The sequence below is a fragment of the Rhizobacter sp. P3_C12 genome, assembly GCF_056402735.1.
Window position 1 is genome coordinate 1 of record NZ_JBFUGW010000103.1, and the last position, 21111, is coordinate 21111.

General features: G+C 69.0%; 21 protein-coding genes. 9 read left to right on the forward strand and 12 right to left on the reverse strand.

The window, feature by feature from the left end; translation table 11 throughout:
* From AC1DXV_RS17035 to AC1DXV_RS17050, 4 genes are all read right to left on the reverse strand, one after another.
* Positions 1-279, reverse strand: a 279-nt coding sequence (locus tag AC1DXV_RS17035) for a phosphoadenosine phosphosulfate reductase domain-containing protein (RefSeq protein WP_477934651.1), incomplete at its 3' end; no start/stop codon positions are given.
* Positions 276-1028 carry a phosphoadenylyl-sulfate reductase gene (locus AC1DXV_RS17040; RefSeq protein WP_477866505.1) on the reverse strand — a complete coding sequence of 251 codons (753 nt, stop codon included), beginning with the start codon at positions 1026-1028 and terminating at the stop codon, positions 276-278. The genes AC1DXV_RS17035 and AC1DXV_RS17040, both read right to left, overlap by 4 nt.
* Before the next feature lie 11 nt (positions 1029-1039).
* Entirely contained in the window at positions 1040-1573 is a 534-nt protein-coding gene (locus AC1DXV_RS17045; RefSeq protein ID WP_477866507.1) for a DUF934 domain-containing protein, read from the reverse strand.
* A 2-nt stretch (positions 1574-1575) separates the two neighbouring features.
* Positions 1576-3276 (reverse strand): nitrite/sulfite reductase, encoded by a 1701-nt coding sequence (locus AC1DXV_RS17050; RefSeq protein ID WP_477934653.1) that lies wholly within the window; start codon positions 3274-3276, stop codon positions 1576-1578.
* Between the two features lie 211 nt (positions 3277-3487).
* On the opposite strand from AC1DXV_RS17050, the gene AC1DXV_RS17055 reads away from it, so the two are divergent.
* Positions 3488-4465 (forward strand): patatin-like phospholipase family protein, encoded by a 978-nt coding sequence (locus tag AC1DXV_RS17055; protein WP_477934655.1) that lies wholly within the window; start codon positions 3488-3490, stop codon positions 4463-4465.
* Between the two features lie 21 nt (positions 4466-4486).
* On the opposite strand, the gene AC1DXV_RS17060 is transcribed toward AC1DXV_RS17055, so the two are convergent.
* The 3 genes from AC1DXV_RS17060 to phaP form a co-directional block, all read right to left on the reverse strand.
* A complete protein-coding gene (locus AC1DXV_RS17060; protein WP_477870789.1) occupies positions 4487-4780 on the reverse strand; it encodes a helix-turn-helix domain-containing protein in 294 nt (97 codons plus the stop codon).
* 11 nt (positions 4781-4791) lie between these two features.
* Entirely contained in the window at positions 4792-6108 is a 1317-nt protein-coding gene (locus AC1DXV_RS17065) for a type II toxin-antitoxin system HipA family toxin (RefSeq protein WP_477870787.1), read from the reverse strand.
* Between the two features lie 255 nt (positions 6109-6363).
* Positions 6364-6915 (reverse strand): TIGR01841 family phasin, encoded by a 552-nt coding sequence (phaP, locus tag AC1DXV_RS17070; protein ID WP_047594290.1) that lies wholly within the window; start codon positions 6913-6915, stop codon positions 6364-6366.
* Positions 6916-7101: 186 nt separating this feature from the next.
* On the opposite strand from phaP, the gene AC1DXV_RS17075 reads away from it, so the two are divergent.
* From AC1DXV_RS17075 to AC1DXV_RS17110, 8 genes are read left to right on the forward strand one after another with little or no spacing between them, the layout of a single operon-like run.
* Positions 7102-8037 (forward strand): histone deacetylase family protein, encoded by a 936-nt coding sequence (locus AC1DXV_RS17075; RefSeq protein WP_477934657.1) that lies wholly within the window; start codon positions 7102-7104, stop codon positions 8035-8037.
* Complete coding sequence (locus tag AC1DXV_RS17080; protein WP_477869168.1) at positions 8034-8489, forward strand: acyl-CoA thioesterase; 456 nt, start codon at positions 8034-8036, stop codon at positions 8487-8489. The genes AC1DXV_RS17075 and AC1DXV_RS17080 overlap by 4 nt, the downstream gene beginning before the upstream one ends.
* Positions 8486-9199: a nitroreductase gene (locus tag AC1DXV_RS17085; protein ID WP_477869166.1), complete on the forward strand. Its 714-nt coding sequence runs from the start codon at positions 8486-8488 to the stop codon at positions 9197-9199. The genes AC1DXV_RS17080 and AC1DXV_RS17085 overlap by 4 nt, the downstream gene beginning before the upstream one ends.
* Positions 9199-10521, forward strand: a complete 1323-nt coding sequence (locus AC1DXV_RS17090) for a sodium:proton antiporter (protein ID WP_477869164.1) — start codon at positions 9199-9201, stop codon at positions 10519-10521. Before AC1DXV_RS17085 ends, AC1DXV_RS17090 begins: the two co-directional genes overlap by 1 nt.
* A gap of 27 nt (positions 10522-10548) precedes the next feature.
* Complete coding sequence (locus tag AC1DXV_RS17095) at positions 10549-11541, forward strand: 2-hydroxyacid dehydrogenase (RefSeq protein ID WP_477934659.1); 993 nt, start codon at positions 10549-10551, stop codon at positions 11539-11541.
* On the forward strand, positions 11538-13040 hold the full coding sequence (locus tag AC1DXV_RS17100; protein ID WP_477934661.1) for an ABC transporter permease/substrate-binding protein: 1503 nt from the start codon (positions 11538-11540) through the stop codon (positions 13038-13040). The genes AC1DXV_RS17095 and AC1DXV_RS17100 overlap by 4 nt, the downstream gene beginning before the upstream one ends.
* 22 nt (positions 13041-13062) lie before the next feature.
* On the forward strand, positions 13063-14463 hold the full coding sequence (locus AC1DXV_RS17105; protein ID WP_477934663.1) for a DNA recombination protein RmuC: 1401 nt from the start codon (positions 13063-13065) through the stop codon (positions 14461-14463).
* A gap of 3 nt (positions 14464-14466) precedes the next feature.
* A complete protein-coding gene (locus tag AC1DXV_RS17110) occupies positions 14467-15615 on the forward strand; it encodes an MFS transporter (protein ID WP_477870774.1) in 1149 nt (382 codons plus the stop codon).
* On the opposite strand, the gene AC1DXV_RS17115 is transcribed toward AC1DXV_RS17110, so the two are convergent.
* From AC1DXV_RS17115 to AC1DXV_RS17135, 5 genes are all read right to left on the reverse strand, one after another.
* A complete protein-coding gene (locus AC1DXV_RS17115) occupies positions 15605-16267 on the reverse strand; it encodes a glutaredoxin family protein (RefSeq protein WP_477870772.1) in 663 nt (220 codons plus the stop codon). The two genes, AC1DXV_RS17110 and AC1DXV_RS17115, sit on opposite strands and share 11 nt — an antisense overlap.
* Positions 16268-16320: 53 nt before the next feature.
* A complete protein-coding gene (locus AC1DXV_RS17120) occupies positions 16321-18357 on the reverse strand; it encodes a M3 family metallopeptidase (protein ID WP_477934665.1) in 2037 nt (678 codons plus the stop codon).
* A gap of 34 nt (positions 18358-18391) precedes the next feature.
* Positions 18392-19246, reverse strand: coding sequence for a bifunctional methylenetetrahydrofolate dehydrogenase/methenyltetrahydrofolate cyclohydrolase FolD (folD, locus tag AC1DXV_RS17125; protein ID WP_477934667.1), 855 nt, complete (start codon positions 19244-19246; stop codon positions 18392-18394).
* A gap of 63 nt (positions 19247-19309) precedes the next feature.
* Positions 19310-19933, reverse strand: a complete 624-nt coding sequence (locus tag AC1DXV_RS17130) for a response regulator transcription factor (RefSeq protein WP_047510729.1) — start codon at positions 19931-19933, stop codon at positions 19310-19312.
* 10 nt (positions 19934-19943) lie between these two features.
* On the reverse strand, positions 19944-21111 hold a 1168-nt coding region (locus AC1DXV_RS17135; protein ID WP_477934669.1), incomplete at its 5' end, for a sensor histidine kinase.

Consider the following 21111-nt stretch of genomic DNA (forward strand, 5'->3'; position numbering starts at 1 on the left):
GAACTCGATCACCTCCGGAAAGTTGTGGCCGGTGTCGACGTGCAGCAGCGGGAACGGCAGGCGGCCCTTGTACTCGCCGTCGGCGCCCTTCGATTTGAACGCCTTCTCGGCCAGGCGCAGCACCACGCACGAATCCTTGCCGCCCGAGAACAGCAGCGCCGGGCGCTCGAACGCGGCGACGGTCTCGCGCAGGATGAAGATGGCTTCTTCCTCGAGCCAGTCGAGGTGGCTGTGGTCGAGCTGCGGCAGCAGTTGTTCCACGGTCAGCGGGGCATTCATTTCCGGTCTCCGATCATCGACACGGCGGCCTCTTCGGCCCCGTGCACGTGCAATCCGCACTCTTTCGCCTTCTCGTCTTCCCACCACCAGCGGCCGGCGCGGAAGTCCTCGCCCACCGCGATCGCGCGGGTGCACGGCGCGCAGCCGATGCTCGGCATGAACTGGTCGTGCAGCGGGTTGTACGGCACCTCGTTCGACGCGATGTACTGCCACACGTCGTTCCAGCTCCAGTCGGCCAGCGGGTTGAACTTGATGCGGCCCTTGTCGTCGGGCTCGCTGAACGGCACGTCGCCGCGGTTGTTCGACTGCTCGCGGCGCAGGCCGGTGACCCAGGCGCTGCGCTGCGCCAGCATGCGCGACAGCGGCTCCAGCTTGCGGATGCCGCAGCAGCCCTTGCGCAGGTCGATGCTCTCGTACATCGCGCGCTCGCCGTGGTTCTTCACGAAGTGGATCACCGCGTCGGCCTCGGGGCGGTAGACCTCGACGGCGAGGCCGTAGCGCTGCTCGATGCGCGGCACCAGGGCCAGCGTCTCCTCGTGCAGCTGGCCGGTCTCGAGCGTGCCGATCGCGATGTCGATGCCGTGGCGCGCGATCAGGTCGGTCAGCACCATGTCCTCGGCGCCCAGGCTCGTGGCCTGCACGACGCGGCCCGGGTGCTCGGCGGCCGCCTGCTTCAGCACCGCCACCGCGTGCGCGACGCGCTCGTCGAAGCCGGCGGTCGGGCGGGCGTACAGCGTGATGGCGCTCATCGTGCCGGCGCTCATATCGCCGAGCCCGCCTGGTTGAACTCGCGGTTCGTCGTCTCCTGGCCGGCCGGGCGCTTGAACAGCGGGCGGTGTTCGGTGACGTCGGCCTGGTAGTGGCCGGGGAAGAAGTTCAGCGCGCGTTCGGCCACCTCGATCGACTGGTCGGCGCGCAGCGCCACCGCATCGAAGCCGGTGCGCTGCAGCAGCGGCATCATGTCGACCAGCACCTCGCCGGTGGCGCGCACCTCGCCGGCATAGCGGTAGCGCGAGCGCAGCAGCCGGGCCTGGCTGTAGGCGCGGCCGTCGACCCACTTCGGGAAGTGCAGCACGACCAGGCTCAGCCGCGGCAGGTCCTCGGCCAGGTCCTCGATGTCGGCATCGTTCGGGAACTGCACGCCGACGGCCATGCCGGCCGGCCAGGTGCTGCGCACGCCGTGCCATTGCGCGAGCGTCAGCAGGCTGTTCGGCGCGGGCGTCAGCGTGACCATCGGGCCGTCTTCTCCGGTGATGGTGCGCCAGGGGTCGCGGGCGGTGTCGATGAATTTCATGGTCAGGCCTTGGCGGTGCTGCGGCGTTGGGCGTTGGCTGCGGTCTTGAACGGATCGAGCCCGATGCGGTTCACGGTGTCGATGAAGCGCTCGGCAGCGGTGCTGCGCTGTGCGCGGTAGGTGTCGAGCACCGCCTCGATCACGTCGGGCACCTCGTCGGCGGCGAACGACGGGCCGATCACCTTGCCGGGCGTCGACTGGTGGCCGCTGATCGCCGAGCCGTCGAGGCCGCCGAGCGTCACCTGGTACCACTCGCTGCCGTCCTTGTCGACGCCGAGGATGCCGATGTGGCCGCTGTGGTGGTGGCCACAGGAGTTGATGCAGCCGCTGATGTGCAGGTCGATGTCGCCGATGTCGTAGAGCTCGTCGATGTCGTCGAAGCGCTCGGTGATGGCCTCGGCGATCGGGATCGAGCGGGCATTGGCGAGCGCGCAGAAATCACCGCCGGGGCAGGCGATCATGTCGGTCAGCAGGCCGATGTTGGGCGTCGCGAAGCTGGCGGCGCGCGCGGCCTGCCAGAGCACGTACAGGTCGCTCTCGCGCACCCACGGCAGCACCAGGTTCTGGTCGTGCGAGACGCGCAGCTCGGCCTGGCTGAAGCGCTCGGCCAGCTCGGCGGCCAGCTCCATCTGCGTGTCGGTCGCGTCGCCGGGCGCCTGGCCGGTGCGCTTGAGCGAGAGCGTCACGCTGCGGTAGCCGGCCAGCTGGTGCGGGTGCACGTTGCGCTCGAGCCAGCGCTGGTAGGCGGCGGGGGCGTCGGCGGGGATGCCGATCTTGCTGCCGGCGATCGGTGCCACGCCGGCCGGCGTCACGAAGTGCGCCGCGACGCGGTCGAACTCGGCCTGCGGAATGATCTGCTCGGTGCCGTCGCTGTCGAGCTCGAGGATCTTCTTGAACTCCGCGGCCACGTCGTCGAGGAAGCGCTGGCCTTCGGCCTTCACCAGGATCTTGATGCGCGCCTTGTACATGTTGTCGCGGCGGCCGTAGCGGTTGTAGACCCGCACGATGGCCTCGAGGTAGACGAGGATCTGCTGCCACGGCAGGAACTCGTTGATCACCGTGCCGATGACCGGCGTGCGGCCCATGCCGCCACCGACCAGCACCTTGAAGCCGATCTCGCCGGCCTCGTTCTTCAGCAACTGCAGGCCGATGTCGTGCCACGCGATCGCGGCGCGGTCTTCACGCGCGCCGCTGACGGCGATCTTGAACTTGCGCGGCAGGAACGCGAACTCGGGGTTCAGCGTGCTCCACTGGCGCAGGATCTCGCTGTAGGGGCGGGGGTCGATGAGCTCGTCGGCCGCGACGCCGGCGAAGCAGTCGCTCGTGATGTTGCGGATGCAGTTGCCGCTGGTCTGGATGCCGTGCATGCTGACCGAGGCCAGCAGGTCCATCACGTCGGCCGCCTTCGGCAGCGGGATCCAGTTGTATTGGCAGTTCTGCCGGGTCGTGAAGTGGGCGTAGCCGCGGTCGAACTCGCGGGCGATGCGCGCCAGCATGCGCAGCTGCGTGGCACTCAGCTCGCCGTACGGCACCGCGATGCGGGACATCGGCGCATGGCGCTGGATGTACCAGCCGTTCTGCAGGCGCAGCGCGCGGAACTCGTCATCGCCCAGCGTGCCGGCGAGGTTGCGCTGGAGCTGGTCGCGGAACTGGGCCGCGCGTTGCTTGACGAACTGGGTGTCGAACGGGGTGTATTGATACATCGCCTTGAGTTCGGTTCTGGGGTCAGTGGAATACGTGGTGCCGGCGCGCCGGCAGACCCGGCATTTTCCTCGTCATTCGCACGCGCGGCGCAGGTTGCCCGTCAGCACGAGAGGGGCGACTGTACGGGCGCTCATATATAAGCTGGAAGAACATTTTCGTTGCTTGTTTATTCGACACAGGGATATAGCCCGGCGTCCCTAGAATCGCCGGATGCCTTCCTTTCTGACTTCCTCGTCCTGGGCCCGTGCGGCCGCCGTGGCTGCCGTCGTCTTGCTGGCCGGGTGCCAGACGGTGCCTCTACCGCCTTCGAATCCCGCGTCCACGCCCACCGGCAACCCGCCTGTCGTCGTGGTCGTGCCCCCGGATTCAGCCGCCTCGGCGCCGCCGGTCGTCGTGATCAAGCCGGTGCCGAAGCCGCCGCGCATCGGGCTGGCGCTGGGTGGCGGCGCAGCGCGCGGCTTTGCCCACATCGGCGTGATCCAGGTGCTGGAGGAGAACGGCATCAAGCCGGACCTGGTGGTCGGCACCTCGGCCGGCAGCCTGGTCGCGACGCTCTACGCGTCGGGCAAGAACGGGCTGGCGCTGGCGGCGATGGCCGATTCGATGGACGAATCGGCGATCACCGACTGGGCCTTTCCCGGCCGTGGGCTGATCCGCGGCGAGGCGCTGGCGCGCTTCGTGCGCGAGGCCACCGGCGGCAAGACCATCGAGCAGATGCGCATGCCGCTGGGCATCGTCGCGACCGATCTCGACAACGGCGCGCCGGTGCTGTTCCAGCGCGGCGATGCGGGCATCGCGGTGCGCGCCTCGAGCGCGGTGCCGGCGGTGTTCCAGCCGGTGCGCATCGGCACGCGCGAGTACGTGGACGGCGGGCTGGTGTCGCCGGTGCCGGTGCGCTTCGCGCGCCAGATGGGCGCCGAGCTGGTGATCGCGGTCGACATCTCGGCGGTGCCGGACGGTGCGGCCACCGGCGATCCGATGCGCATGCTGCTGCAGACCTTCGCGATCATGAGCCGCAGCATCAATGCCTTCGAGCTGCGCGAGGCCGACGTGGTGCTGCGGCCGAAGCTGGCCGACGTGTCGTCCGCCGATTTCGCGGCGCGCAAGCGCTCGATCCAGGCCGGGCGCGAGATCGCGCTCTCGATGATCAACGAACTGAAGATGCGGATCGCGGCGAAGACGCACTGAGGGCGGCCGGGAGGGCTGGGCTCAGGCGTCGGGCGGCGCGATCCGCACGACGCCGAGCTTCAGCCCCAGCACGCCGAACAGCCGGTTCATCGTCTGCACGCTGCCTTCGCTGCGGCCCTGCTCGATGTCCTGCACCGTCCGGTAATGCACGCCGGACAGCCTGGCGAGTTCGGCGCTGGTCAGTCGCATCGTCTTCTTCAGGTGGCGCAGCGCCTCCTGCGTCGACCACTCGGGATGGGTCAGCACTTCGTCGATGGCCTGCCTGCGCAGCATGAGCTGCTCGGAGAGGCTGAGGCTGCCATAGCGCTTGTCCATCGCGTCGGCGCTCAGGTCAGGGCGGCGAGTTGCCGGGCCTGGAATTCCAGTCCGACGCGCAAATGGGCGTGGACCTCGGGAGACAGGCCGGATGCCGCAGCGTTGCCGGCGATCTCGTCGAGCACCGGTGCCATCGCCTGGAGCCCGGCCAGCAACGGCGCGCGCCGCAAGGGCGCGTGTGTTTCGCCGGGTCGAGGCTGGCTGTCGGTGCAGATTGTGTCTAGCACGCGCGACCAATCCGGCCGGCCGTTGTCGTTGCCTTCCCAGCGGATGCGGCGCGCGATGCCGTCCGGGTGCAGGTACATCGGCGCGAAGTCGTAGAGCGGCGTCAGCGCGACCTGGCCGTCGAAGTCACGCTGCACCGCAGTGTTGCGGGCGTGGTTGTCCTTGTTCCCGAGCGCGAGGTTCGCGACATCGCGCCGCAGGTACTCGAGCACCTCGGCCTGCGGATCGTTGCAGCGGCGTACCAGCTGGCGGCATACCTCGTCGTGCGACGGCACCTCGCCGAAGCCCGGCTTGCCGGTCAGCGTGGCGATGCTTTCCTGGGCCAGGCGCAGCACGCCGCCGGGCGTCAATCGGCGGTCAAAGCGGGGAATGAAGAGAGCGCGCTCTCGCAGTGTCAGTGGCGCATGGACCCGCAGACCGAGTCGCCGCGCCAGTTCCATATAGGGCGCCTCATGACGCAGGATGGCGGCCAGCCCGGGATCGGTGCCGCGGCCGAACTTGACGATGAAGTGCTCGCGGGCCCGGGCATCCGGCAATGTGTGGTCCAGGTACAGCAGCCCATCGTCGGCGCGCGTCAGCAGAAGCTTGGGCCATTCACCCTGCACGCCGGATGAGCCGGCCACGAACAAGCCGTGGGCGGCCAGGTGATCGGTGAAGGCCTCGCCGCGCTGGGCGACCTCGGCATCGGTGAAGCCTTGCGCGATGGAATCGCGCTCGGCCAGCCAGGTTGCGGCCTCCTTGATGCGCAGGTTGCCGATCGGGTTGCCGGCCCCCGTCAGCAGCAAGCGCCAGTCGGCCGCATCGGCCATCGTGGTCGGCAGCTTCAGTTGCCGCAGCAATTCTTCGCGGCCGAAGCCCTGCGGCAGCATGTCGATCAGGAACACCGGCCAGTGTTTGAGCTGCAGAGGTTGCAGGCTGACGGGGTAGTTGCACGAGAACGCGTGGGCGTCGATGGCATCGGCGTGCTCGACGGCCCAGTCGACCGCATAGCCGGTGTAGCTGGTGGCGCGCCAACCCGACTGCTCGCTACCGAACAGGCTGACGACACCAGCGTCATGCCATGTGCCGCCGGCAAACAGTTGAATGGTGCATTCGCCGTTCATTTACACAGAATTCTATCTATCTCAGACGCAAAATAGCATCTTTTATGAATACTTTTCTGTGTAAAAAGAAATCGGCGCCCCAAACAAAACGGCCCGGTGTTGCCACCGGGCCGGAAGGTACCTGGAATCAGAATTCGCGCGGTACCGAGGAGACAACCTTTCAGGGAGAACCGCAGGCAGGGCCTGCGGTCACTCTCAGATGAAGGGTCGCGCAATAAGTTCAAGTCGTCTTCGTGACGACTTGTTCGCGCCGAATCAGGCGGCGGCGCGCTTGGTCTTCGGGGCCGAAGCGGCCTTCACGGCGCTGGCGCTGATCGCTTCGATGTTGGCTTCTGCCACCTTCGCGGCTTGGCCGGCGGCCTTCTGCAGGCTTTCGTAGGCGTTGCTGGTGGTCGCGACGGCCGACTTGAACAGCGCGACGACGTTTTCGGTGCCGGCCGGTGCGTTCTTCACGGCGGTGTCGACCACCGTCATGAACTTCTGCTGGGCTTCGGCGGCTTGCGCTTCGGCAACCTTGCCGATGTCGGCATTGGTGCTGGCGGCGATGTCGTACAGGTGGCGGCCGTAGGCGGCGGCCTTCTCGGCGGCCGGCTGCAGCAGGCTGGCTTGCAGCGTCAGCAGCTCTTGCGCATCCTTCACCGACAGGGCGGCCTGGGTGTTCGCGGCAGCTTCGCCGAGGGCGGTCTTCGCGACCTGCAGGTTCAGTTCGACGAGCTTCTCGACGCCTTCGAACGCCTTGCCGGTCAGGCCGAAGAGCGTTTCGATGTTGGTCTTGTGGGCGGCGATCAATTGTTCAGCGGTCAGCATGTGGAATCTCCATGAGATAGAAAAGGGGACTGCGCCTGACACAGTGACTTTGTTGCACTGCACCATGACCAGAAGTATACGGAGTGATCCAGGGATTACAAGTCGTTTTTGCTGCATTGCAGCAATCTAGAGGCGCGCACCCATTTCGGCGCCGGTCGGCACAATGCGCCGGCGATGCGCGCCTCGATGCAAGCCTTCCACTCCGACCACTTCGTGCTGCCGCTGCCCACCGGGCACCGGTTTCCGATGCAGAAGTACCGCCTGCTGCGCGAGGCCGCCGAGTCCGAGCCCGGGCTGCGGTTGCAGGAGGCGCCCCCGGCGACCGACGGCGAACTCGCGCTGGCCCACACGCCCGACTACGTCACCTCGGTGTCCGAAGGCACGCTGAGCGCGGCCCAGCAGCGCGAGATCGGCTTCCCGTGGACGCCGCGCATGGTCGAGCGCTCGCGCCGCTCGGTCGGCGCGACGATCGCCGCGGCGCGTGCGGCCCTCACCGAGGGCGTCGCCGCGAACCTCGCCGGCGGCACCCACCACGCTTATGCCGACAAGGGCAGCGGCTACTGCGTCTTCAACGACGTGGCCGTGGCAGCGCGGCTGATGCAGGCCGAATGGCAMCGGCACCACCGCACGCTGCTGCGCATCGCGGTGATCGACCTGGACGTGCACCAGGGCAACGGCACTGCATCGATCTTCCGCGACGACCCGACGGTGTTCACGCTGTCGCTGCACGGCGAGCGCAACTTCCCGTTCCGCAAGGAATCGAGCGACCTCGACGTGGCCTTGCCGGACGGCTGCCGCGACGACGCGTACCTGGCCGCGCTCGATGCGGCGCTGGCCGAGCTGTGGCGCCGCCATGCGCACGGCGCGCCGGGGCTGGTGTTCTACCTGGCCGGTGCCGATCCGCACGAGGGCGACCGCCTGGGCCGCCTGAAGCTCACGGCCGCGGGCCTCGCCGAGCGCGACCGCCGTGTCTTCGCTGCCACCCGCGAGCGCCGCATTCCGGTCGCGGTCAGCATGGCTGGCGGCTACGGCCGCGAGATCGCCGACACCGTCGCGGTGCAGCTCACGACGCTGCGCGAGGCGCTGGCCAGCCGCGAGCAATGGAACAATGCAGCGCCATGACGATGCCTCCCACGCCGCCCATCCGCCCGCAACCCGAAGCACGCAGCGCCTACCGGCACTTCACGAGCCTGTCGACGCGCTGGATGGACAACGACGCCTACGGCCACGTCAACAACGTCGTCTACTACAGCCTGTTCGACACCGCGGTCAACCGCTACCTGGTCGAGGCCGGCGCGCTCGACATCCACGCCGGCGCGGTGATCGGGCTGGTGGTCGAGACCCACTGCAACTACTTCGCGCCGATCGCGTTCCCGCAGATGGTCGATGCCGGCTTGCGCGTCGCCCACGTCGGCGGCTCCAGCGTGCGCTACGAGATCGGCCTGTTCGCCGCCGGCGAGCTGCTGTGTGCGGCACGCGGCCATTTCGTGCATGTCTATGTCGACCGCGCGACGCGCCGCCCGGCCGCGTTGCCGGATGTCCTGACCCAGGCCCTTGAAGGATTGCGCCCGTGAATCTCCCGCTCCCCCCGCCGACCCCCGAGCAGACCGCCGCCGTCGACGCAGCGATCACCTCGCGCCGCTCGCTGCGCGCCTTCCTGCCGACGCCGATCCCGCGCGAGACCATCGAGGACATCCTGCGCGTCGCATCGCGTGCGCCGTCGGGCACCAACACGCAGCCGTGGAAGGTCTACGTGCTGACCGGCGAGCCGCTGCAGGCGCTGGCGCGCGACATCACCGCCGTCTACGACGACCCCGCAGTCGCGGCGCAGCACCGCGAGGAGTACGCCTACTACCCGGTGGAATGGCGCCCGCCCTACATCGACCGCCGCCGCAAGGTCGGCTGGGACCTCTACGGCCTGCTCGGCATCACCAAGGGCGACAAGCCGCGCATGCATGCGCAGCACGGCCGCAACTACGTGTTCTTCGACGCGCCGGTCGGCCTGATGTTCACGATCGACCGCGTGATGCAGCAGGGCAGCTGGCTCGACTACGGCATGTTCCTGCAGAACGTGATGGTCGCCGCGCGCGCCCGCGGCCTCGACACCTGCCCGCAGGCGGCCTTCACGCAGTTCCACCGCATCATCCTGCCGCAGCTGGGCGCGTGCGACGACGAGATGCTGGTGTGCGGCATGTCGCTCGGCGTCGCCGATCCGGCCGCGGTCGAGAACACGCTGGTCACCGAGCGCGAGCCGGTGGCCGGCTTCACGCGCTTCCTCGGCTGATGCTCGGGCCGCTGTGGGGCCTGCCGTTCGCAGGATTGCTGCTGTCGATCGCGCTGCTGCCGCTCGCCGTGCCGGGCTTCTGGCACCGGCACTACGGCAAGGTGGTGGCTGCGTGGGCGCTCGCCTACCTCGTGCCGCAGGCGGCGCGCTCCGGTCTCGATGCCGCGTGGCACGGCCTGGTGCATGCCGCGGTCGGCGAGTACATCCCGTTCATCGTGCTGCTGGCCACGCTGTTCATCGTCGCCGGCGGCATCTTCGTGCGTGGCAACCTGCACGGCGGCCCGGGGCTGAACGTCGCGCTGATGGCGATCGGCGCGGTGCTGGCCAGCGTGATGGGCACCACCGGCGCGTCGATGCTGATGATCCGCCCGCTGATCCGCGCGAACGACCACCGGCGCCACACGGCCCACGTCGTGGTGTTCTTCATCTTCATCGTGTCGAACGCAGCCGGCGCGCTGACGCCGCTGGGCGATCCGCCGCTCTTCCTCGGTTTCCTGCAGGGCGTGGCGTTCTCGTGGACGCTGGTGCACCTGCTGCCGCACACGCTGTTCATGGTGGGCACGCTGCTCGCGATCTTCTGGGTGATCGACCGCTGGTATTGCCGCCAGGACGAGCCGCGTCCCGTCGACCCGACGCCGGACACGCGCGGCTTCGGCATCGAGGGCACGGTCAACCTCGCGCTGCTGGCCGGCGTGGCCGGGTTGATCCTGATGAGCGGCGTCTGGAAGGGGGGCGTCGCGTTCACGCTGGCCGGTGCCGAGATCACCTGGCAAGGCCTCGCGCGCGACCTCGGCCTGCTCGCGATCGCCGCAACCTCTTGGTTCCTCACCCCGCCCTCGGCCCACGCGCAGAACCAGTTCAGCTTCGGCCCGATCGTCGAGGTCGCGAAGCTGTTCGCCGGCATCTTCCTGACCATCATCCCGGTCATCGCGATGCTGCGCGCCGGCGTCGACGGGCCGTTCGGCGCGATCGTGTCGGCCGTCACCGCGCCCGATGGCACGCCGCGGCCGGGGATGTATTTCTGGGCCGCCGGCACGCTGTCGTCGTTTCTGGACAATGCGCCGACCTACCTGGTGTTCTTCAACGCCGCCGGCGGCGATGCGCAGCAGCTGATGACGCAGTACGCCACCACGCTGGTCGCGATCTCGGCCGGCTCGGTGTTCATGGGCGCCAACTCGTACATCGGCAATGCGCCCAACCTGATGGTGAAAGCGGTGGCCGAAAGCCGCGGCATCCGGATGCCCGGCTTCTTCGGCTACATGGGCTGGTCGATGGCCGTGCTGCTGCCGCTGTTCGTGCTGATGACCCTGATCTGGTTCTGACCTGCTTGTTGAAAAAGAGGAAATGACATGAAGCCTGCCGTACTCGTCTCGCGTGCCATCTTTCCCGACATCGTCGATCGCCTGCGGGCGCACTTCGACGTGCAGGACAACCCGGAAGACCGCGTCTTCAAGAAGCCCGAGCTGATCCAGCACCTGGCCGGCAAGCAGGGCGTGCTCGCCACCGGCAGCGAGCGCTTCGATGCCGAGGTGCTCGATGCCAACCCGCAGCTGAAGGCGGTGTGCAACATGGCGGTCGGCTACAACAACATCGACGTCGACGCCTGCAACGCACGCGGCGTGCTGTGCACCAACACGCCCGACGTGCTGACCGAGACCACCGCCGATTTCGGCTTCGCGCTGATGATGGCGGCGGCGCGGCGCATCGCCGAATCGGAGCACTTCCTGCGCCGCGGCGACTGGAAGAAGTGGTCCTACGACATGTTCGCTGGCGGCGACGTGCACGGCGCGACGCTCGGCATCCTCGGCATGGGCCGCATCGGGCAGGGCATCGCGAAGCGCGGCGCGCTCGGTTTCGGCATGAAGGTGATCTACCACAACCGCTCGCGGCTCGCGCCCGCCATCGAGGCCGAATGCCGCGCGAGCTACGTCTCGAAAGAGGCGCTGCTGCGCGATGCCGACCACCTGGTGATCGTGGTGCCGTACTCGCCGGCCTCGCACCATGCGATCGGCGCGGCCGAGCTCGCGYAGATGAAGCGCAGCGCGACGCTGACCAACATCGCGCGCGGCGGCGTCGTCGACGATGCGGCGCTCGCGCAGGCGCTGGCCGAGCGGCGCATCGCGTCGGCCGGGCTCGACGTGTTCGAGGGCGAGCCGGCGCTGAACCCCGCCCTGCTGACGGTGCCCAACGTCGTGCTGACGCCGCACATCGCGAGCGCGACGATCGCGACGCGGCGCGCGATGGCCAACCTCGCGGCCGACAACCTGATCGCCGCGCTCGGCTTCGGGCCCAACGCCGGCCACCCGCCCACCCCCATCAACGCCGCGGCGCTGAAGGGATGAAGGCGTTGCGCGCCGTCGCTGCCGGCTTGCTGACGGGCCTGCTGATGGCGTGTGGCGCCGGCGCGCACGCGGCCGACAGCGTCACCGTCGGCTCCAAGCGCTTCACCGAGTCGTACGTGCTCGGCGAGATCGTGCGCCAGACCTATGAGCGCGCCGGCATCGCGGCCACGCACAAGCAGGGCCTGGGCAACACCGGCATCCTGGAGCAGGCGCTGGCGAGCGGCGCGGTCGACGTCTACCCCGAATACACCGGCACCATCGTGCGCGAGCTGCTGAAGCGCGAGGGCAACCCGTCGCTCGACGAGCTGAACGCGTGGCTGGCCCCGCGCGGGCTGAAGGCCGCGGTGCCGCTCGGCTTCAACGACACCTATGCGCTCGCGATGCTCGAATCGCAGGCGCAGCAGCTCGGCATCGAGCGCATCTCCGACCTGCTGAAGCCGCAGGCGGCGGCGTTGCGGCTGGGGCTGTCGCACGAGTTCCTGGAGCGTGCCGACGGCTGGCCGGCGCTGAAGGCGGCCTACCAGCTCGGCTACGACAAGCCGGCCGGCCTGGACCACGGCCTGGCCTACGACGCGGTCGCGGCGCGCCGCATCGACCTGATCGACATCTACAGCACCGACGCGAAGGTCGGCCGCTACCAGCTGCGCGTGCTGAAGGACGACCTGAACTTCTTCCCGAAGTACGACGCGGTGCTGCTGATGCGCGCCGCGCTCGATCCGGCGCCGCTGCAATCGCTGGCCGGTCGCATCGACGAGGCGGCGATGATCTCGCTGAACGCCCAGGTCGAGCTCGACGGCAAGAGTTTCGCCGAGGTCGCACGGCAGTTCCTGTCGGGCAGCGCGGCGGCAGCCTCGAAGCCGGTCACGTTCATGCAGCGGTTGTTCGGCCCCGATTTCGCGCGGCTCGCCGGGCAGCACCTGCTGCTGGTGTTCGGCTCGCTGGCGGTGGCGGTGCTGGTCGGCGTGCCGCTCGGCGTGGCGGCGTGGCGCTGGCCGCGCAGCGCCGGTGTCGTGATGGGCGTGGTGTCGGTGCTGCAGACGGTGCCGTCGCTCGCGCTGCTGGCCTTCCTGATCGCGGTGGTCGGCAGCATCGGGCTGCTGCCGGCGCTGATCGCGCTGTTCCTCTATGCGCTGCTGCCGATCGTGCGCAACACGCATGCCGGGCTGCAGGGCGTGCCGGTGGGGCTGGCGCAGGCGGCGCTGTCGCTCGGCCTGACGCCGCGGCAGACGCTGCGCCATGTGCAGCTGCCGCTGGCCGCGCCGACGCTGCTGGCGGGGGTCAAGACGGCGGCGGTGATCAACGTCGGCACCGCGACCGTCGCCGCCTTCATCGGCGCCGGCGGCTTCGGCGAGCGCATCGTCGCGGGCCTGGCGGTCAACGACAGCGCGGCGATGCTGGCCGGCGCGCTGCCGGCGGCGGTGCTGGCGCTGGCCGTGCAATACGGTTTCGACGCGATCGAAAAACGGCTGCTGCCTGCCCCACTGCGCTCCTCGGCATAGCGACAGCTGCGAGAATGGGGAAATGCTCCTCGACTGGATTTCGCTCGCGCTCCTCGTTCTCGTCCTGCTGCTGACGCTCTGGCTCGCGCTGCGAAAGCCCGATTCGGGCGCCGCGCACATCGAGCGCCTCGAACGGGAATTGCGCGATGAAGTCGCCCGCAGCGCCCAGGGCACGCGCCAGGAGCTGGGCCAGACGCTCGCGAGCTTCCAGCAGACGCTGCTGGCGCAACAAGGCGACGTGGCGCGCACGCAGAACGAGCAGATCGACAGCTTCCGCACCCAGCTGGCCGCCACGCAGCAGGCACAGGAAGCCACGCTGGCGCGCCTTTCCGAGCAGCAGGCGAATGCGCTGAAGCGCTTCGCCGACACGCTGGGCGACCAGCTGCGCTCGCTGTCGCAATCGAACGACCAGCGCCTCACCGAGATGCGCGGCGCGGTCGAGCAGAAGCTGTCGGCGATCCAGGCCGACAACGAGAAGAAGCTCGAGCAGATGCGGGCCACCGTCGACGAGAAGCTGCATGCCACGCTCGAGCAACGCCTCGGCGAGAGCTTCAAGCTGGTCGCCGACCGGCTCGACCAGGTGCACAAGGGCCTGGGCGAGATGCAGAACCTGGCGCGCGATGTCGGCTCGCTGAACCGCGTGCTGACCAATGTGAAGACGCGCGGCATCTTCGGCGAGGTGCAACTGGCCGGCCTGCTGGAGCAGGTGTTCACGCCGGAGCAGTACGCGGTCAACGTCGAGACGGTGCCGGGCAGCGGCGCGCGGGTCGAGTTCGCGATCCGGCTGCCGGGCCAGCGCGTCGACGGCGTGCCGCTGTGGCTGCCGATCGACGCCAAGTTCCCGCGCGAAGACTACGAACGATTGCTGGATGCGCAGGACCGCGCCGATCCGGTGGCGGTCGAGGTGGCCGCGAAGGCGATCGAGACGCGGCTGCGGCTGGAGGCGAAGTCCATCCACGACAAGTACGTGTCGCCGCCGCACACCACCGACTTCGCCATCCTGTTCGTGCCGACCGAGGGGTTGTATGCCGAGGCACTGCGCCGGCCGGGGCTGCTCGAATCGCTGCAGCGCGAGCACCACGTGATGCTGGCCGGCCCGACCACGCTGCTGGCCACGCTGAACAGCCTGCAGATGGGTTTCCGCACGCTGGCGCTGGAGAAGCGCTCGGTGGAAGTGTGGGAGGTGCTGGGCGCGGTGAAGACCGAGTTCGCGAAGTTCGGCGACGTGCTCGCGAAGACCAAGAAGAAGCTCGACGAGGCCAGCAACACGATCGACCAGGCACAGACGCGGGCCAACGTGATGGCGCGCAAGCTGAAGTCGGTCGAGGCGGTCACCGAGACGCATGCGCAGGCGCTGTTGCCGCTCGCTTTGCCGCGCGACGACGATGCCATCGTCCCCGATCTGCCGGAGAGCGACGCCTAGACGATGACCCAATTTTCCCGCCCCCTGCTCGCGCTGATCCTGGGCCAGATCAGCTTGCATTCCTGCATGGCCGGGGTGCGGATGGCCGCCCCGCTGCAGGCGCTGAAGCAGGGCCAGGCAGAGTGGACGGTGGGGCTGCTGATGGCGCTGTTCGCCGCCGCGCCGGTGCTGCTCTCGCTGCCGGCCGGGCGGCTGGCCGACCGCCGCGGCTACCACGTGCCGATGCGGCTGGGCGTCGCGCTGTCGCTGGCGGGCGGCACCATCGCGGCGCTCAGCAGCCACTACCTGGCGATGTGCCTCGCGGCCATCCTGACCGGGGCCGGCGCGAACTTCGGGCTGATCACGATCCAGCGCACGGCCGGCCGCATGGCCACCGACGCGACCGAGCGCATCCGCGTCTTCAGCTGGCTGGGGCTGGCGCCGGCGCTGTCCAACGTCATCGGCCCGGTGACGGCCGGAGCGCTGATCGACCTGATGGGCTTCCGATTCGCGTTCGCGGTGCTGATGCTGATGCCGCTGGCGGCGATGGTGTCGGCGCGCTACGTGCCGGCCGAGGCCGACGTGCCGCGTCCCAGCGTGGCAGTCGCGAACCAGAGCTCGTGGGACCTGCTGCGCTCGCCGGCGCTGCGCCGGCTGCTGCTGGTGAACTGGCTGCTGTCCGCCAGCTGGGACGTGCATTCGTTCGTCGTGCCCATCCTCGGGCATGAGCGCGGCATGAGCGCCGGCGCGATCGGGCTGGTGCTGGGCCTGTTCGCGGTGTCGGTGGCCGGCGTGCGGCTGCTGATCCCGGTGCTCGCGCACCGCCTGAGCGAATCGCAGGTGCTGACCGGCGCGATGCTGTGGGTGGCGGTGATCTTCGGCGTCTACCCGTTCGTGCACTCGGCCTGGCTGATGGCCTGCTGCGCGTCGCTGCTCGGCCTGGCGCTCGGCGCGGTGCAGCCGATGGTGATGTCGACGCTGCATCACATCACGCCGCACGAGCGGCACGGCGAGGCGATCGCGTTCCGCTCGATGGCGCTGAACGGGTCCAGCACCGTGATGCCGCTGCTGTTCGGCGTGTTCGGCGCGGCGCTGGGGGCCGCGTCGCTGTTCTGGATGATGGGCCTGGCCGTCGGTGCCGGCAGCTGGCAGGCCCGTCGGATCAGAACTTGATGCCGGCCGGGTTGCTGCCGGTGCCCGACGACTGCGTCGGCCGGGCCGCCGGTGCCGTGCCATCGTTCGCCGGCGTGTTTTCGCTCACCGCCTGCTTCGGCGTGGTCAGCGGCGACGCGCCGCCCTGCGGGAAGTTGGCCGGCAGCTTCGATTCCTTCGGGTAGGCCGCGGCGTCGAGGTAGCTCGACCAGTCGTCGCGCTGGTAGCCACGCACCACCTGCGAACCGACGGTCAGCGCCGGCAGGTCGCGGGCGCCGGTGATGCGCTGCAGCGCCTCGCCGTCTTCCTTGGTCGCGATCGTCTTCTCGGCGAACGGGATGCCGCGCTGGCGCAGCGTCTGCCGGCCGGCGTCGCAGGGCGGGCAATCCTTGGTCGTGTACAGCGTCACCGGATAGCGTTGGGCCGCCTGGCGCAGCTCGTAGGGCAGGGCGACATCGTTCGCCACGCTGCCGTTGCTGTTGACCGACTGCACCTTGTTGTCGGGGCTGACCGCCGGCCGGTCGGTGTAGGTGACCTTGCCGTCGGGCCCGACCACCTTGTAGAGCGCATGCGCCGGCAGCGCGGTGAACAGCGCGGCCAGCAGCACCGGGGTCGCCTGGCTGAAGGTGCGAGCGAAGTTGCGGGCGAATATGCGGGAAGTGGATCGGGTCATGGGGAGGCTCCAACAACGCAGATGTAGATGTGTTTGCGCCCGAATTTACTTCATCAGGCCATGCCTTGATGTCGCAATAAGGCATCGATCTTCGGCTCGCGGCCCCGGAACGCCTTGAAGCTCTCCATCGCCGGGCGGCTGCCGCCGGCCTCGAGGATGGCCTGGCGGTAGCGCCGCCCGGTGGCGATGTCGAGCGCGCCGGCCTCTTCGAAGGCGCTCCAGGCGTCGGCGCTCAGCACTTCGGCCCACTTGTAGCTGTAGTAGCCGGCCGCGTAACCGCCGGAAAAGATGTGTGAGAAGCCGTGCTGGAAGCGGTTGAAGCGCGGCGGCACCAGCACCGCGACCTCGGCGCGCACCTCGTCGAGCAGGCCCTGGATGTCGGCCTGCGAGCCCGGCTCGGCATGCAGGCGCATGTCGAACAGCGAGAACTCGATCTGGCGCAGCGTCTGCAGCCCACTCTGGAAGTTCTTCGCGGCCAGCATCTTGTCGAACAGCGCGCGCGGGAGCGGCTCGCCGGTGTCGACGTGGGCGGTCAGCCGCTTCAGCACGTCCCACTCCCAGCAGAAGTTCTCCATGAACTGGCTCGGCAGTTCGACCGCGTCCCACTCGACGCCGGAGATGCCGGCCACGCCGACATCGTTCACCTGCGTCAGCATGTGGTGCAGGCCGTGCCCGAACTCGTGGAACAGCGTCGTCACGTCGTCGTGCGTCAGCAGCGCCGGGCGGCGCTTGCCGTCGACCTCGACCGGCGACGCGAAGTTGCACACCAGGTGCGCCACCGGCGTCTGCGTGCGGCCGTCCGGGCGCGCCCAGCGGCCGCAGACGTCGTCCATCCAGGCACCGGGCCGCTTGCCGGGGCGGGCATACGGGTCGAGGTAGAACTGGCCGACCAGCTCGCCCTGGCGCTCAATGCGGAAGAAGCGCACGCCCTCGTTCCAGACCGGCGCGCTGTCGGAGCGGATGCTGACCTCGAACAGCGTCTCGATGATGCGGAACAGCCCGTCGAGCACCTTGGTCTCGGTGAAGTACGGCTTGACCTCCTGGTCGCTGAACGCGTAGCGGCTTTCCTTCAGCTTCTCGCTGGCGTACGGGAAATCCCAGGCCTGCAGGTCGGGCAGGCCCAGCTCGTCGCGGGCGAAGGCCCGCAGCTCGGCCAGGTCGCGCTCGGCGTAGGGGCGGGCGCGCTGCGCCAGGTCGCGCAGGAAGCCGGTCACCTGCTGCGGCGAATCGGCCATCTTCGGCACCAGCGACACCTCGGCGAAGCTCGCGTAGCCGAGCAGGCGGGCCTCTTCCTGGCGCAGGTCGAGCAGCTCGCGCATCACCGCGCTGTTGTCGAGCGCGGCGGGGCCGGTCTCGCTGGCGCGGGTCACGTAGGCGACGTACAGCTTCTCGCGCAGCGCGCGGTTGCTGCCGTACTGCATCACCGGGAAGTAGCTCGGGAAGTGCAGCGTGATCTTGTGGCCCGGCTTGCCTTCGGCCTCGGCGGTGGCGCGCGACGCGGCGATCACGTCGGCCGGCACGTCGGCCAGCTCGGCCGCGTCGACGTACAGCGCGAAGCTGTCGGTCGCGTCGAGCACGTGCTCGGAGTAGGTCTGCGACAGCGCGGCCAGGCGGTCCTGGATCTGCGCATAGCGCTCGCGGTCGGCGCCCTTCAGCTCGRCACCGGACAGCACGAAATCGCGCATCGCGTTCGACAGCGCCTGGCGGCGCGGCGCGCTGAGCGCGGCGGCGGCCGGGCTGCCGGCGATCAGCTTGTACTTTGCGTACAGGCGTTCATCGGCACCCAGCCGCGTGTGGAATTCGGTGACGGCCGGCAGCTGCTCGTTGTAGGCGGCGCGCAGCTCGGGCGTGTCGGCGACGGCGGTCAGGTGGTGCACCGCGCCCCAGGAGCGGCCCAGGCGTTCGGTGGCGACATCGAGCACCGCCGACATCGCGTCGTAGTCGGCCGGCACCGCGTCGCTGGTGACCTTCTCGAGCGCCTCCTCGGCCTCGGTCAGCAATTGCGCCATCGCCGGCGCGACGTGCGCGGCGCGGATCGCCGAGAAGTCGAGCAGTGCATCGGGAACCAGCAGCGGATTGATCTCGTTCATTGTTCTCTCCCTTTCGAAATGACGCGTGTGAGGCTCAGCCCTGCGCGAACCGCTCCGCGGCCTCCAGCGTGTTGACCAGGAGCATCGCACGGGTCATGGGTCCGACGCCACCCGGCACCGGCGTGATCCAGCCGGCCACCTGAGAGACGCCGTCGAAGTCCACGTCGCCGGCCAGCTTGCCGTCGTCCTTGCGGTTCATGCCCACGTCGATCACCACCGCGCCCGGCTTGACCATGTCGGCGGTGAGCACATTGCGCTTGCCGACCGCCGCGACGACCACATCGGCCTGGCGCGTGTGAAGGCCGATGTCGCGCGTCCCGCTGTGGCAGATGGTGACGGTGGCGTTGGCCTGCAAGAGCAGCAGGGCCATCGGCTTGCCGACGGTGTTGCTGCGCCCGATCACGACCGCGTGCTTGCCGCGCAGGTCGATCCCGGTGGTGGCGATCAGCTTCATGCAGCCGTACGGCGTGCACGGCAGGAAGCCGGGGCGGCCGACCATCAGCGCGCCGGCGCTCTGCACGTGGAAGCCGTCGACGTCCTTCAGCGGCGAGATCGCCTCGATGACCTTCTGCGGGTCGATGTGCTTCGGCAGCGGCATCTGCACCAGGATGCCGTGGATGGCCGCATCGGCGTTCAGCGCGGCGATGCGCGCGAGCAGCTCGGCCTCAGGCAGCTGCGCGTCGTACTTCTCGAGCACCGAGTGCACGCCGCTCGATTCGCAGTCGGCGACCTTGTGCTTCACGTAGACCTGCGAGGCCGGGTCGTCGCCGACCAGGATCACCGCCAGGCCCGGCCGGCGGCCGCGGGCGGTGAGGGCGGCGGCGCGTTGCGCGACCTCGGCGCGGACCCGTTTGGCGAGGGCGTTGCCGTCGATGAGTTGTGCGGTCATGGCTGTCGGGCTCCAGAAACGAAAAAGGCCGCTGGGGTCAGCGGCCTTCGGGATGGGATTGCGTCAGGCCTTGGCTTGGGCGCCCAGGGCGATCTTCAGGAGATCGGCGACGGTGTTGGCGTTCAGCTTCTCCATGATGTTGGCGCGGTGCGCCTCGACCGTCTTGATGCTGATGCCGAGGTCGTCGGCGATCTGCTTGTTGAGCCGGCCGGCGACGATGCGCTCGAGCACCTGCGCCTCGCGGGTCGTCAGGCGCGACAGCAATGCATCGCGGCTGGCGGCTTCCTGGTGGTGCGAGAACGCGCTGCGGGCCTGGTCGAGCATGCGCTCGACGAGGCCGAGCAGCTCTTCTTCCTTGAAGGGTTTCTCGATGAAGTCCATCGCGCCCTTCTTCATCGTCGTGACGGCCATCGGCACGTCGCCGTGGCCGGTGATGAAGACGACCGGCAGCGGCGACTTGCGCTCGAGCAGGCGGTCCTGCAGCTCCAGCCCGCTCATGCCGTCCATGCGGATGTCGGCGATCAGGCAGGCGACCTCGCGCGGATCGAAGCGCGACAGGAACGACTCCGACGAATCGAAGCACTTGACGCGGTAGTCCTTGCCCTCGAGCAACCATTGCAGCGAGTCGCGCACGGCTTCGTCGTCGTCGACCACATAGACCGTGCCCTTTTTCGGAATCAAGCTCATCGATGCAGTCTCATGGCAGCGCCGGCTCCAGGCCGGCAGATTTGGCGGTTTCCACAGGCAGCGTGAAGCTGAAGCGGCACCCGACGGCGAGGTCGCCATTGTAGAGGTTCTGTGCCCGGATACGGCCGCGGTGGCTCTCGATGATCGAGCGGCACAGGGACAACCCGATGCCCAGGCCTTCCGCCTTGGTCGAGAAGAAGGCCTCGTAGAGCCGGCCGATCACTTCCTCCTTCAGCCCCGGGCCGCTGTCGGTGACGCTGAACTCGATCACGCCGCCTTCTTCGGGCGTGTGGCGCGGCACCACGCGCAGCTCGATGGTGCGGCGCGCCTGCGGCAGCCCGGCCGAGTCGATCGCCTCGGCGGCGTTCTTCAGCAGGTTCAGCACCACCTGCTCGATCAGGATCGGGTCGACCATCAGCGTCGGCAGCCGCTGCGCGACGTAGACGTGGATCGTCACGTTGCGCCGGCGCAGCTCGATGTTGGCAAGGTCCACCGCGTCGTCGACGATGGTCTGCGCGAGCGCCGGCTGGCGCTGCGGCTCGCTGCGCTTCACGAAGGCGCGGATGCGCCGGATGATCTGGCCAGCGCGCTCGGCCTGGCGGGCGGTCTTCTCGAGCGCGGCGATCAGGTCGTCCTTCTGGATCGCGTCGCCCTTCACGCGCGAGACCATGCCGTTGCAGTAGTTCGTGATCGCGGTCAGCGGCTGGTTCAGCTCGTGCGCGACCGACGAGGCCATCTCGCCCATCGTCACCAGCCGGCTCGTGACCTGCGCCTTCTCGGCCTGCTGCGCGGCCTGCGTCTCGGCGTTGCGGCGGCCGGTGATGTCGGTCGCGATCAGCATCTGCGCGAGCCGCCCGTCGGTCCACTGCAGGTAGCGCGCGCGCACGTCGAACCACTTCTGCAGCGGCTCGATGAAGACCTCGCGCGCGTCCGAGCCGACCTCGGTCAGCTCCTGCGTCGGCAGGCCGCCGAAGCTGTCGACCGAATCGCCGTCGTCGCCGAACGCCGACAGCCCGCCGATCACCGGCAGGCCGGGGTCGCCGCCGGCCAGCAGCGCGTGGCCGCGCGCGTCGGCACCGAACCACAGGCGGTACGAGCGGTTCGCGAACAGCAGCTCGCCCTGCTGCACCGACAGCACCGACACCGCGGCGTCCAGCCCCTCGAGCACGGTGGTGAAG